Source organism: Hymenobacter seoulensis, from assembly GCF_054780535.1.
The window spans coordinates 1,207,568-1,220,847 of record NZ_BAAGWD010000002.1 but is presented as its reverse complement, the minus strand read 5'-3'; the positions used below and the strand labels follow the sequence as shown (position 1 = coordinate 1,220,847).

Annotated in this window: 9 protein-coding genes; 5 read left to right on the top strand and 4 right to left on the bottom strand. The window is 56.6% G+C overall.

Translation table 11 applies throughout. The features are described from left to right. Positions 1 to 102: 102 nt before the first annotated feature. From ACYVHC_RS13050 to ACYVHC_RS13040, 3 genes are all read left to right on the top strand, one after another. Positions 103 to 876 carry a class I SAM-dependent methyltransferase gene (locus tag ACYVHC_RS13050; RefSeq protein WP_460614164.1) on the top strand — a complete coding sequence of 258 codons (774 nt, stop codon included), beginning with the start codon at positions 103 to 105 and terminating at the stop codon, positions 874 to 876. Between the two features lie 54 nt (positions 877 to 930). Next, entirely contained in the window at positions 931 to 2,163 is a 1,233-nt protein-coding gene (locus ACYVHC_RS13045) for an S-adenosylmethionine:tRNA ribosyltransferase-isomerase (protein ID WP_460614163.1), read from the top strand. Positions 2,164 to 2,345: 182 nt separating this feature from the next. Continuing rightward, positions 2,346 to 2,696: a hypothetical protein gene (locus ACYVHC_RS13040; protein WP_460614162.1), complete on the top strand. Its 351-nt coding sequence runs from the start codon at positions 2,346 to 2,348 to the stop codon at positions 2,694 to 2,696. Positions 2,697 to 2,766: 70 nt separating this feature from the next. Here ACYVHC_RS13040 and ACYVHC_RS13035 read toward each other — a convergent pair whose 3' ends face one another. Continuing rightward, entirely contained in the window at positions 2,767 to 5,364 is a 2,598-nt protein-coding gene (locus ACYVHC_RS13035) for a M14 family metallopeptidase (protein ID WP_460614161.1), read from the bottom strand. 222 nt (positions 5,365 to 5,586) lie between these two features. Here ACYVHC_RS13035 and ACYVHC_RS13030 point away from each other — a divergent pair, with 222 nt between their 5' ends. Then, complete coding sequence (locus ACYVHC_RS13030) at positions 5,587 to 7,524, top strand: CocE/NonD family hydrolase (RefSeq protein WP_460614160.1); 1,938 nt, start codon at positions 5,587 to 5,589, stop codon at positions 7,522 to 7,524. A 44-nt stretch (positions 7,525 to 7,568) separates the two neighbouring features. On the opposite strand, the gene ACYVHC_RS13025 is transcribed toward ACYVHC_RS13030, so the two are convergent. Further along, entirely contained in the window at positions 7,569 to 7,829 is a 261-nt protein-coding gene (locus ACYVHC_RS13025; protein WP_460614159.1) for a hypothetical protein, read from the bottom strand. A gap of 172 nt (positions 7,830 to 8,001) precedes the next feature. Here ACYVHC_RS13025 and ACYVHC_RS13020 point away from each other — a divergent pair, with 172 nt between their 5' ends. Continuing rightward, positions 8,002 to 8,481 (top strand): hypothetical protein, encoded by a 480-nt coding sequence (locus tag ACYVHC_RS13020; RefSeq protein WP_460614158.1) that lies wholly within the window; start codon positions 8,002 to 8,004, stop codon positions 8,479 to 8,481. Between the two features lie 105 nt (positions 8,482 to 8,586). On the opposite strand, the gene ACYVHC_RS13015 is transcribed toward ACYVHC_RS13020, so the two are convergent. Together ACYVHC_RS13015 and ACYVHC_RS13010 are read right to left on the bottom strand one after the other, a co-directional pair. After that, positions 8,587 to 9,945, bottom strand: coding sequence for a RagB/SusD family nutrient uptake outer membrane protein (locus ACYVHC_RS13015; RefSeq protein ID WP_460614157.1), 1,359 nt, complete (start codon positions 9,943 to 9,945; stop codon positions 8,587 to 8,589). Between the two features lie 22 nt (positions 9,946 to 9,967). Further along, the gene (locus ACYVHC_RS13010) at positions 9,968 to 12,982 is read right to left on the bottom strand and encodes a SusC/RagA family TonB-linked outer membrane protein (RefSeq protein ID WP_460614156.1); all 3,015 of its coding nucleotides are present in this window, start codon (positions 12,980 to 12,982) and stop codon (positions 9,968 to 9,970) included. Between the last annotated feature and the right edge of the window lie 298 nt (positions 12,983 to 13,280).

Sequence of the window (13,280 nt, the reverse complement as noted above, 5' to 3'; positions counted from 1 at the left end):
TTCATGACTATGTCGGCGGCATTTTTAAAGCCCGAATAGTTCAGCTGAACGGTTAAGCCACTATGGATGTTAGTGGTTCGCTGTTTATTTGTACCTGTGCACATGTCCCTTCTCCCAAAATACTTGCGGCGGCTTAGTGCGGCCAGTTTCCTGCTCTGGCCTTTGGCCTGCACGCAGCCTCTCACCGAAAGCACCACTGTTCAGCTGGCCGAAACCCGCCGCTCCGCGCAGCCCGATACCAGCGGCTATGAGAAGCGGGCGCCGCAGGACCCAAATGGCATCAGCAAGTACTACCTGGGCCGCCAGATAGCACACGTAATGGGCCATGAGGGCTCAAGCTGGCTGGAGCGCTCTGACCGGCAGCAGGAAGAAGGCACCGATATTTTGCTGCGCGAACTGAAGCTGAAACCAACGGATGTAGTGGCCGATATTGGCGCGGGCACGGGGTTCTTTACATTCCGCATCAGCCCCTTGGTGCCGCAGGGCCGGGTACTGGCCGTTGATATTCAAACTGAAATGCTCACGGCCCTCCGCGAAACCAAAGAGAAGCTGAAGGCCAATAATGTGGTGCCCGTGCGCGGTACCACCCAAAGCCCCAACCTGCCAGCCAATGGCGTTGACCTGGTGTTGCTGGTAGATGCGTATCATGAGTTTGATCACCCGCGGGAAATGATGCGGGAAATTCGCAACTCGCTTACCCCTACGGGCCGGGTTGCCCTAGTAGAATATCGGGCCGAAGACCCCAAGGTGCCCATTAAGCGTATTCATAAGATGAGCATTGCACAAGCCCGCCGCGAAATGGCCGCCGTGGGGTTGCGCCTCACCGACTCAGTGGAGACGCTGCCCCAACAGCATCTGCTGTTTTTTCAGCGCTAGTAGCTGGCGTATTTTAGTCGGCACAACGTTGCTTGGCGCGCTACCTTTGCGGCTATGTCTGCTTTTACCCCTGATCCGCGCCAGCTTTCCATTCACGATTTCACGTATCAACTGCCGGCCGAGCGCATCGCCCCGGAGCCCCTTCCCGACCGGGACAGCTCCAAGCTGCTGGTGTACCGCAGCGGCGAGCTAACGGACCGGCACTTTCAGGAGTTGCCCGGCCTGCTGCCCCCTAGTAGCCTACTGGTCTTTAACGATACCAAAGTGGTGCGTGCACGCCTGTTTGCGCGGCGGCCTACGGGGGGAATGGTAGAGTTGTTTTGTCTGGAACCTGTGGCGCCACACCGCGCCATTGAACCGGCCATGCAGCAAACGGGCAGTTGCGTATGGAAGTGTTTGGTGGGCAATGGCCGGCGCTGGAAAGAAGGCCCGGTTACGCTGGAGTTTGAAGCCCTAGGACAGCCTGCCACATTATCAGCGGAGCGGGTAGAGCAAGGCGAAGGCTACGCGCTGGTTCAGTTCAGTTGGGAACCTAGTACCCTACCGTTTGCCGAAGTACTGCGCGGCGCCGGGCATCTGCCACTGCCGCCCTACCTCAACCGCGCCGATACTGATGTGGATGCCATCCGGTACCAAACGGTGTATGCGGCTCACGAAGGCGCTGTAGCAGCGCCCACTGCCGGTCTGCACTTTTCTGATGCCGTGCTATCAGAGCTTAGTGCCCGCCAGATTCCATCGGCGCGGGTAACACTGCACGTGGGTGCGGGCACTTTTCAGCCCGTAAAGGCCGAGCGCATGGATGGCCACCCTATGCACGGCGAGCCAATCAGCATTACGGCAGCCACGCTGCGCACTTTGCTGGCGCATCTGCCCCAGCCCATCATTCCGGTTGGCACTACCAGCCTGCGTACTCTGGAAAGTCTGTATTGGCTGGGCGCCCGGCTGGTGCAGCAGCCCGCCACTAGCCCCCAGTGGCACGTAACCCAGTGGCAACCCTACGAAGAGCAGCCTGATGTGCCGGCAGCAGCAGCCCTGACGGCACTTTTGCAGCACCTGGAAGCTAGCGGAGCCGATTCATTACACGCGACCACGCAACTGCTGATTGCGCCAGGCTACCGCTTCCGGCTAATCAGCGGGCTGATTACCAATTTTCATCAGCCTGAAAGCACCTTGCTGCTGCTGGTAGCCGCGCTTATTGGGCCCGACTGGCGCCGCGTGTATGACCATGCGCTGGCCAATAACTACCGCTTCCTGAGCTACGGCGATTCATCGTTGCTGCTACCCTAGTGCCGAGCAGCAACCCGCTTGAAGGGCTTCTCTATCTTCACACAGACACTTTTTCGAGGAAGTTTACTAGCCTCTGATCAGTGGTTTACGGTTTGGGCGTTGGCAATTTTCCCCTGCATTGTTATCCCTAATTTCGCTACTCCGTATAAGGCTCAGATTCTTTACTAAATCTGACTCTCCACATGAAAAAGATATTGATGCTTACCGCAGCTGTTGCTCTGTCGACGGCTGCTTTCGCCCAGGGCGAAAAAACTACCGTCCGGGACTCTACTACTGGTGCTAAAACCACCATTACTACCCGCGACAATGGTACCACGAAAGTAGAAGCCCGCACCGGCCGTACGGAAGCTGGCCAGAAGGCTTACAACACCAAAGAAGACGTAAAAGATGCTGGCAAGAAAACGGGCAGCGCAGTAGGCCGTGGTGCTCGCAAAACCGGCACGGTAGTGAAGAAAGGCGCCAGAAAGACCGGCCACGCCGTGAAAAAGGGTGCTAAAGCCGTAAAAAACAAGACCGAGGACGTAGTAGATTAATCTATTGCTCTTCATAAAAAAAGCCCCGCTGACTAAGTCAGCGGGGCTTTTTTTATGTCCTAGGGTCAGTCTATTGCCCAACCATGAACACGGCATTGCCAAACAGTAGCTTTCCGCCCTGCCAGAACGCCCTGAACAGCGGATTATCGCCGAGGTATACCACCTGCCCCCGGCCCAGGCTCTGCGTTCCGAGTACGAAACTATCGGTAAGCGCCCGCTGCGCCTTGCGCCCCGTGAAACCGGAAGCGTAGCTGTTTTTCTTCAGAACGCCTACATTCCAGCCGCCCTGGGGTAGAAACTGGTAGTTTGGCGTATCGCGGAGCAAAGCAAAGTAGGTTGAGCCATAGCCGAAGGCTAGTGGATGCGTATTGTCGAGCTGCACGCGGTACACGCTGCCCTGCACCCGTTCGCCAATCTGTTCGCGCTCGGCATCGGCGTAGCGGCGCAGGGCGGCGTAGGGGTTGGCCTTTTTGGAGGTGGCCGTCGAGTCGGAAGGTTTAGTTTTGAGCAGGAAGTCCTTTTTACCGGCCAGGAACCGCGAGGCTCCTTCCAGCGCAATCAGCCGGCCACCACCGCGCACCCACGTTTTCACGTTTTCCAGTCCGCGCTCCGAAAGCACATTGTCGTAATTCCCATCGGGCAGAATCAGTACATCGAACTTGCTGAGCGGCACCGTATTAAAGTAGTCAGTACCAAGAATGGAAACGGGGTAACCTACTTGTTGCTCGAAGAAGTGCCAGACCTCGCCAAATGCGGTGGCATCGACCCCGGGGCCGGCCAAAATGGCCACATTCACCTGTTTCAGAGGCCGAACGGAGCTGGAGCCCAAGTCGCCGCCGGTAGTAGAGAGGCCCGACTGCACGGCACGCACCCGCACCCCCGACGAATCGGCCTGGGCCTGCACCAGCTGATCGAAGCGGGCGCCCAGACGCTCGTTGCCGGTACGCGGAATGATGAGCGTACCACGTTCATACTTCTGGCCTTCCGTTTCGAAGGGCTCGGCTGCCACCCGCAGCTTCACGCCCTGCTGGAGCAGTCGGCTCAGAAAACGTATATCCTGCAGGCTATTCCAGCGCGCCAGGTAAGCATAGGGCCGGTCGGCGGCTACCTGTGTCTGGTTGGTTACCGGTTGGTTATTCTTACCTACTACCGTAGCGACGGGCGGCGCGGCCGTAGTCACGGCCAGCTGGTTGCGTAAGGCATAGCCCTGCAGCCCGAAGGCGTACGGCAACGACCAGGCCGTAAGGTCATAGGTGAGCGAGTCTTCTAGCTGAGACTGGGGCTCGAACAGCACTTTTACTAGGGTAGATTTCGGCTGAAACATACTGATTACCACGTCGCGCGGCTCTACCTGTACATTCTCGGTTTTGCCCGACGCGTAGTTATAGCCCTTCAGCTTGCTGCGCTTAGTGGCATACCCGTAGCTGATCTGTTGGCGGTCGAGGTACTCGGTAAGTGCCAGCATCTGACCGGGATCGGAGGAGCCAGCCAGCACGTACGATTTGTACTCGCCGCGGGGCTTGGTGCGGGCATCGGTATAGAACTTCTGGAACTCTCGAATTAGCTCATCGTGGCGGTCGGCGGCAGCCTGAATTGTAGCCAAGCTGGTGGCATGATGGTGCTCAATGCGCTGCGTGAGCGTGAGCGTATCGCCGTCGGTTTTCACGTAGCTGATGCCCGCTGGTCCGCCGCCACCTTGCTCGTAAGTCATGCCAATGGCCCCGTTGAAAGAAGGCCACGTGTCGCCGTAAAAAGGAGCAAACAGGTCGTAGGTTTCGCGGGTGAAGTAGAGCCAGTTGTTTTTGTCGAACACCTTACGGTTGTAGTCGCCAATGATGTTCTGGAATTTGCGCTGCCACTCCGTGAGGTCGGCGTGGAAGGGTTTGGCCGCCGGCGAGAAGTAGTAAGGATTATTGGGCCCCATTTCATGAAAATCGGCGTGTACCTGCGGTAGCCACTGGTTGTACACCTCAATGCGCTGGCGGCTTTCTTTCTGCGTTTGCCAAGCCCAGTCGCGGTTCAGATCGAAATAGTAGTGGTTGTAGCGGCCACCGGGCCAGGGCTCGTGGTGCTCCCAGCTTAGAGGCGAGGCGTTGGACTGCTGGCTGGCCACGCGGTTGTACCACTGGGCATACCGGTCGCGCCCATCGGGGTTCACGCAGGGGTCCACAATTACCACTAGGTTCTGGAGCCACGTCTGCATTTGCTCGTTCTGGGGGTTAGCCAAATCATAGAGCACCTGCATCACGGCCTCCGACGACACGGCCTCGTTACCGTGCACATTATAGCTCAGCCATACCACGGCGGGCTGCTGGCGTTGCACGGCTCCTGTTTCCAGCCCGGCTAGGCGTAGGTTGTTGCGGCGAATGCCATCCAGGCGGGTGAAGTTATCCGCTGAGGCCACGTACACCAGTTCCAGGGGGCGGTTTTCGTAGGTTTTGCCGTAGCGCTGGAGCTGCATGCGGCCGGGGCTGTGCTGCACTACGTGCTCCACGTAGCGAAGCAACTCGGCATGGGGCGTGAAGCGGGTGCCCAGCTCATAGCCTAAAAACTGGCGGGGCGTAAGCAACGGACCGGCCGCCGTGGTGGCCGGGGCCTGGGCAAAAACACGGGGCGCCCACACTAGCAACAGCAGTAGGAAGACAGCCCGGAGACGAGAGTATAGCACGGAAAGGCAGGTTGCGCAGGCGTTGGCCCGCAGAGAACAAGTGAAGACCAAAGAAAGCAGAAAGAACCATTGGACCGCTATAAAACAGCAAAACCTTCTGCTACTCTACATCCGGAGCCTCTGCTGAGCACTTTGCGCCACTTCCGGGCCTAGTAGCACTGCGGGCATATAGGTTACTGAATATAAGCTACATTAGAAGCATCCTTCCCCTACCCCTCTCCTATGCCCAAACCCTTTCCCTACGTTGCTGCCCTGGCGGCACTGCTGCTGACTAGCCTCACGGCGGCGCAGGCCCAAACTCCGACTTCTTATCCGTTGGCTTCTGAAGCGGAGAAAGCCCAGCTCGCTATTGTGCTGGCCGATACAGCCTACATTCAGCAGCACTACACCAAAACGGAATACCAGATTCCGATGCGCGACGGCGTAAAGCTCTACACCATTGTGTATGCGCCCAAGGATGCCGACAAAACCCGCTACCCCATTCTGCTGAACCGAACTCCCTACTCGGTGGGCCCGTACGGCCCAGGCAAGCATAAGCTCAACCTGGGGCCTAGTAGCCTCATGATGCATGAGGGCTACATTTTTGCGTACCAGGATGTGCGCGGGCGCTATATGTCGGAGGGTGAGTTTGTGGATGTGCGCCCGGAAAAGGACACCCACCAAGGCAAGAACGACATCGACGAAGGCACTGACACCTACGATACCATTGAGTGGCTCCTGAAAAAAGGACCCAAAAACAACGGCCGCGTAGGCCAGTGGGGCATCAGCTACCCCGGCTATTACACAACTACGGGGTTGCTGAGTCGTCATCCGGCGCTGAAGGCTTCTTCGCCACAGGCGCCAATTGCCGACTGGTTCTGGGACGATTTTCATCATAACGGGGCGTTCTTCCTGCCTCACGCGTTCAACTTCCTGGCCTCCTTTGGTCTGGCGCGGCCCCAGCCCACGCCCACGGGCAACCCTAGCTTCAAGCACGGCACACCCGATGGCTACGACTTCTTCCTGAAGATGGGACCCCTGAAAAATGCTGATGCCAAATATTACCAAGGCAAGGTGGCCTTCTGGAACGAAATGGCCCGCCACCCCAACTACGACGAGTTCTGGCAGGCCCGCAACCTGCGTCCGCACCTCAGAAAATTAAACAAAGGCACCGCCGTGCTCACCGTTGGGGGCTTCAACGATGCCGAGAACCTGTTTGGCGCCCTGAATACCTATGCCAGCATCGAAAAACAAAACCCCGGCATGCGCAACGGCCTCGTGATGGGCCCCTGGGTGCACGGCGGTTGGGCCCGCGGAACCGGCGAAATGGTAGGCAACGTGGCCTACGGCGAATCGCCTTCGCTCTACTATCAAAAGGAAATTGAAGCGCCGTTTTTCCGATCGTATCTGAAGGAAGGTAAGCCCGCCGCAACGCCCGAGGCAACGGTGTTTGAAAGTGGCACCAACCGCTGGCGTACTTTCGATGCCTGGCCGCCCAAGCAAGCCCAGGACCGCACGCTCTACTTCCAGACCAACGGCAAAATCGGGTTTGAGAAGCCCACGGATGGGCCGGCCTATGATCAGTACCTCAGCGACCCAGCACACCCCGTACCGTTTACCGAAGCCACCGCCACCGGCATGACCCGCGAGTATATGACCGACGACCAGCGCTTTGCCAGCCGCCGCCCCGATGTACTGACCTACCAGACGGAGGTACTCACCGAAGACCTGACGCTGGCCGGTCCCATTCAGGCCCTGTTGCAAGTGGCTACTACCGGCACCGATGCCGACTGGGTAGTGAAAATCATTGACGTGTATCCTGACGATACGCCCAACAATCCGCGCACCAACCCGGCGGTGAAGTTGGGCGGTTACCAGCAAATGGTGCGCTCAGAGGTAATGCGCGGCCGCTTCCGCAACAGCTTCTCGAAGCCCGAGGCCTTTGTGCCAGATCAGGTAACGGCCGTACCATTCACGGTACAGGACCTGTGCCACACGTTCCGGAAAGGGCACCGCCTCATGGTGCAGGTGCAAAGTAGCTGGTTTCCGCTCGTGGACCGCAACCCGCAAACGTTCGTACCCAACATTTTTGAGGCCGACGAAAAGGATTTCCAGGCGGCCACGCACCGGCTATATCACTCTCCTCAGCATCCTTCGCAGCTTACCGTGAAGGTTCTCTAGGCAAAAAGAGAGGCTGAACCGTGCAGTTCAGCCTCTCTTCTTACTTACAGCCGGCCAATGTTGTCGTAGTCCATTTCGTCGGGTTTTTCCTTAAGCTGATACAATACACTTTCTGCCACGCCGCGCCCAAACAGGCTTAAGCCCGCATTGAGCACTACCAGTGCTGCCGTACCGGCTGATACCCATTCGGAGGTTGAGTGTCCATTGCGCTTTTTATCGGAGGCCCATTGAACCAAGCAAGTGCCCAGCCCAACTACTACCAGTCCGGCGGGAGCAAATGCCAACCATTTTTCTTTGTGCGTCATGGGTGTGTAGGGAAGTTGGAAGTGAGAGAGAGCCAGTATACGTAGCCAATGCGGCAGGGGACTTGCGTCCCCGTCAAAATACACAATCGTACCTTTGCAGCATCGGGTTACATACAAGCCCAACTATATTTTGTAGGCTCCGGTTTAAGCCGACCTATTTTTTCTGCCTTCTATGCTTGTTTCTCCCTACCAGCGGCTGCTTCAGGTAGCGTTTGCCAATGAAGCCGATGCGGCTCAATACCTCCACCCCACCACGCTGGCGGCGTATCGTACGTTTGAGCAAGCGGCCCCGCAGGACATAGCCTACCGCTTTGAGCGCGTGCGCCTGGGGGTGGCGCTGGCCCTTATGAAGCTGCTTTCTGACCTCGGCGACTTAGAAGAAAGCCGCCGGGTGCTGGATGTGCTGCACCGAGCCCTGCGTGCGCCCTCTGTAAGTGCCATTGATGCCACCATTACCAAGGAAGCCAACGTCTTCGAGAAGCTCTATACTAACCTCTACGTGAACGAGGAAGGCGAGCTGCTCCTCAACCTCTTCGAGCGCGCCCTCGATGCTGACTCGCAGCCCCTGATGGATGACGTCATCCGGGAAGCCCTCAAGCTCGCCCCTAACCTCGACTTCAGCCACCTAACCGAGGAAGACGACGAAGACTAGCCTTCCCCGAAGGTTTAACCGCTTTCAATACCTAGTAAAACAGAAGAGCCCCTGCGCAGTGCGCAGGGGCTCTTCTGTTTTACTAGGTATTCTTCGCACTTGAAGTTAGTAGCCTTCGTTTTGAACCAGTTTAGGGTTCACGTCAATTTCGCGCTGCGGAATCGGGAATATCAGGCGCGGAGAGTTCCAGGCCAGATTTACGTCCACGTTAGGAGCTGTATTAATTACGGCCTCCTGGTTGCGCTTCGCATCATGTAGGCGGAAGCCTTCAAAGGCGAGTTCCAGCCGACGCTCTGCTAGAATAGCTGGCAGCGTGAGCTGAGCCGCCGTTAGAGGAGCCAAGCCCGAACGGGTTCTGATCAGGTTGAGGTCGGCAAGTGCGCCCGGCGCATCGCCCGTTCGGAATCTTGCCTCAGCGCGGGTCAGGTACATTTCTGCCAGTCGAATCAGAACGACGTTAGCATACGGATCGTCATACTTGAGCAGGTAGTTGGTGCCACCGGAACTCCCGAATAGGTCCAGGCGCGTATCGTTGGCATCGTAGCGGTCGAGGTGCTGGTCCTGTACCTCCACGTCGGCGCGGCTTTGCTCTGAGAAATACGTATTCAGATCATTGCTACCATCCTGGTTTGATACCTGCAAGGCAAAGATGATTTCCGGCGAAGCGCTGGTATTGGTGAACACGGCTTCCACCGACTCATCCAGACGATACCGGCCGGAAGCAATAACTTCCGTGGCCGCTGTGGCCGCATCAGCGTAGCGTCCTTGCTGCAAGTACACCCTTGACAGAATGGCCGAAGCAGCATTTTTGGAAGCAAACACACCGTTGCTGTTAGGTAGTAAAGTACGCGCCTGCTCCAGATCCTTCAGCACCTGCGCATACACTTCTGCCACTGAGTTACGGGCTATCTGGGCGCTGGCGTCGAGAGTGGAAGTAGGCGTGAGCACCAGCGGCACCCCAGGATTTGTTTGGGGGTTGCCGTCATTCCAAGCCTTGGCGTAGTAGCGCACCAAATCAAAATAAACCAGGCCACGCACAAACAGCGCTTCGCCCTGGATGCGGCCGCGCTTGGCTTCGCTTACCTTCTCAATGGCAGCCAACACGCTGTTAGCGGTATTGATGGTGCGGTAGCCAGCCAGCCAGGATTGCGATACAAACGCGTTATTCCTCAGAATAGCTTTTCTATAGGCTTCGTTTGGTTCATTGTAAGTACCTACAAAAGCTATATCGCCATCATCAGCCAGCATCTCCCCCATAAACTGCAACTGCCCGCCATAGAGGGTTTGGCTGCCGAGAGCATCATACACACCTACCATAGCGGCCTCAACATCGGCAGAGGTCTGGAGAGCATTACCAGTTAATACGGTGTTGCGAGGATCAATATCCAGCTGATCATTGCAGCTAGTGAGCGGCGCTATGCCTAGCAAGGCAGCGGCCGTCAGAGTACGAATTAGATATTTCATATGACGTTGAGTCTGCAAGAGTTTAGAAACCCAGATTGAGGCCAAAGGTGTACGTACGAGCCTGTGGCGCTGAGTAGAAGTCATTACCCTGCGAAATATTACCGGCCAGATAGTCGGTGTTTACCTCAGGGTCCCAGCCCTTGTAGTCTGTGAAGGTGAGCAGGTTAACTCCTGAGAAGAAGATGCGGGCGGAGTTAAGCTTGGCCCGGGAGGCTAGGCCTTTGGGCAGATTCAGGCCCATTGTAACGGTGCGTAACCGAACATAGGAAGCGTCATACAGGAAACGAGACGACTCACCGATACCATTCCCGCCAAACAGGCGCGCCTGGGGTACATCAGTAATGTCGCCGGGCTTCTGCCAGCGGCGCAATTGGTCAGATGTTTGGTTATCAAAGCCGTTGTTGAAACCAACCGACATAAACTTACCGCCGCCATCATACACCTGATTGCCGAATACACCCTGGAACGTGAAGGAGAGATCGATCAGATTTTTGAATGAGAACGTGTTAGTTACCCCCCCAATCCAGTCGGGGTTGGGGTTGCCAATGATGGTTCGCTGCGCCGCATTGTAGTCATTGGTTGTTCCGCGGTTCAACGAGCCATCGGAGTTGGTGGTGTTGAGGTAGTACAGCGCGTCGCCGTTCTGAGGATCAACACCGGCATACTCTACCCCAAAAAATACGCCCAGCGGCTGGCCTTCCTGGGCGCGGTTAAGGTAGCCGCCCTCAATAATTTGGCCTTGCAGGTTAGTGATTTTGTTACGGTTTGCGGCGGCGTTAAAGCTAGTGGTCCAGGTGAAGTTGGTGGTTTCGAGGTTGCGCGTGTTCAGCACCACTTCCAAGCCTTTGTTCTCCAGATCACCTACGTTACGGAACTGCTGGGCAAAGCCAGTAATGCCGGGCACGTTCACATTCAGTGCTAAGTCAGAGGTTTTCTTTTGGTAAACATCTATCTCACCGGTCAGGCGATTATCGAAGAATCCAAAGTCCAAGCCCACATCAAGTTGGCTGGTTGACTCCCACTTTAGGTCTGGGTTGGCAATCTGGATGGGCGCCTGCCCCGGTACGCCGCCATAGCCAGCATCGGAGTACAAGGCCTGCCACGGAAAGTCGGGGAACGACTGGTTGCCGGTAACGCCATAGCTTACCCGTGGCTTCAGTTGGCTGATGAAGGCGTTATCCTTCAGGAAATCTTCCTCCGTGATAATCCAGCCCACGGACGCAGCCGGGAAAAAGCCAAACTGGTTGTTAGCCCCGAAACGCGACGAGCCGTCGGCGCGGAAGCTTACGTTCACGAGGTAGCGGTTGCTGAACGCGTAGTTAGCCCGCCCGAACCAAGATACCAGCGAGCTTTCCGTTTGCGTAGAGGAGCCCTCGCTGATAAGGGCGGCACTTGTAATCTGGCGGTAGGCGTCGCTGGGAAACTGCTGACCGGTAACGCTGTTCGACTTCACACGCCGCTTCTCAAACGAAAAGCCGCCCACCAGATCCAGGGAATGCAGCTCCCCGAACACGGGGCGATACGTAGCAAAGTTGTTGCTGATAAAGCGCCCATTCGTAACCGTGCGGTTCTGGCCGTTGCCGTTGTCGGCAAACGACGTGTTGCGTGCCGTCAGGCGGCCGTAGTAGGAGTCCTCCTCCTGATTCAGCAAGTCAACCCCCAGTTCTGAGCGGAAGGACAGGTTCTTGGTGAAGTTTAGCTGCCCGTAAATATTACCGAGGTTTCGGTACACGGTAGCCAGGTACGATGCCCCAATGGTATTGAGCAACGGGTTGTAGTACACCGGATAGTTGGTGTTGGGCAAGCCGGTGTTGTTATCGAGGGCCCCGCTGATAAGGTTGGTCCTAGGGTCAATCAGCGGCGTAATCGGCGACAAGGCCACAATCTGCATCGGATTGGAGAAGGCATTGTCGGCGGCTAGGCGCTGGTTTTCCGTGCGGCTCAGCGAGAAGTTCAAGCCCAGATTTACAAAGTCAGAGGCCTTGTGGTCGAGGTTGGCCCTAGTAGTAATGCGCTTGAACTGGTTACCTACCAGAATACCTTTCTGGTCGCTGTAGCCGCCCGAAACAAAAAACTTGGTTTTATCGGAGCCTCCGCTGGCGCTTAAATCAACCTGGTGGAAAGGCGCATCCTGGAATACTTCTTCCTGCCAGTCGGTGCTGTAAGCGTTTACATTGGTAGAACCGGCTGCATAGCGCTGCAAGCGAGTTTCAGTGAACGCCTCAAGGCCAACGTTTGCAGCGGCCTCACGGGCTAGGGCTACGTATTGCGTAGCATCGAGGAAGTCGCGCTTGCGGGTAGGGCTGCTGGTACCGGTCTGGTAGCTCAGGTTAAATCGGGTAGCTCCTTCGCGGCCGCGCTTGGTAGTAATGAGCACTACCCCGTTGGAAGCCCGCGAACCATAAATGGCCGACGCCGACGCATCTTTCAGGATGCTGATAGACTCAATATCGTTGGGGTTGATATCGGCAATTGGGTTGGTTTCGGCGCTAATGCCTGACTGGCTTTCCGAAATAACGGGCACGCCATCTACCACATACAGCGGCTGGTTGCCACCGCTTACGGAGGTAGCACCCCGCACCCGGACTTTAATGCCCTGGCCCAGCTTACCACTGGTATTTTCAACGAATACCCCGGCCGCTTTACCCTGAATAGCCTGCTCGAAGCTAGGCACTGGAGTATTGGCCACGTCTTTTCCGGTGAGCTGCGTGATAGAGCCCGTTACGTCGGCTTTGGCCTGCGTACCGTAACCTACTACTACCGCTTCGCCCAGCTCTGTAGCGCTGCTTTTCAGGGTTACGGCCAGTGTAGTACGGTCGCCTACTACCACGTTTTGAGTTCCAAACCCAATTGAGCTCATGACCAGTGTCGCACCTGGCTGCACAGTTAGCGTGAAGCTACCGTCGGCGGAGGTGCTGGTGCCGTTGGAGGTGCCTTGCTCCAGCACCGTAACTCCGGGTAAGCCGGAGCCGCTGGCATCGGTAACGCGGCCGCTTACAGCGCGCGTTTGGGCAGTGGCTGATGCTGCGAAGAGCATCCCACATGCCAGAGGAACTAAGTAATTATGCTTCATACAACCTGACCCTCCTTGAGGCCGATTAGAGTGAAAAAAAGCTAAACCGTTATCCGTCAAACCAAATCAAAAGCGTTGCACTGTCTTTTGTTGTATTTGCGCAGCCTGTGCTATGCCGGTAGACGGATACCCGAAACAGCGGTGGTAATAAACAACATAAAACTTGTACTTCCGCTGCTTTTTATAAGGGGATACTCTGACGTGTGGTTTAGCACCCCCGTACTGCCTACCTTTACCCGCACTGCAGTGTCCTGCCCTGAAC

Coding starts and splice junctions, on each gene's coding strand:
- ACYVHC_RS13050 (WP_460614164.1), top strand. CDS start 103: ATGTCCCTTCTCCCAAAATACTTGCGGCGGCTTAGTGCGGCCAGTTTC.
- ACYVHC_RS13045 (WP_460614163.1), top strand. CDS start 931: ATGTCTGCTTTTACCCCTGATCCGCGCCAGCTTTCCATTCACGATTTC.
- ACYVHC_RS13040 (WP_460614162.1), top strand. CDS start 2,346: ATGAAAAAGATATTGATGCTTACCGCAGCTGTTGCTCTGTCGACGGCT.
- ACYVHC_RS13030 (WP_460614160.1), top strand. CDS start 5,587: ATGCCCAAACCCTTTCCCTACGTTGCTGCCCTGGCGGCACTGCTGCTG.
- ACYVHC_RS13025 (WP_460614159.1), bottom strand. CDS start 7,829: ATGACGCACAAAGAAAAATGGTTGGCATTTGCTCCCGCCGGACTGGTA.
- ACYVHC_RS13020 (WP_460614158.1), top strand. CDS start 8,002: ATGCTTGTTTCTCCCTACCAGCGGCTGCTTCAGGTAGCGTTTGCCAAT.
- ACYVHC_RS13015 (WP_460614157.1), bottom strand. CDS start 9,945: ATGAAATATCTAATTCGTACTCTGACGGCCGCTGCCTTGCTAGGCATA.
- ACYVHC_RS13010 (WP_460614156.1), bottom strand. CDS start 12,982: ATGCTCTTCGCAGCATCAGCCACTGCCCAAACGCGCGCTGTAAGCGGC.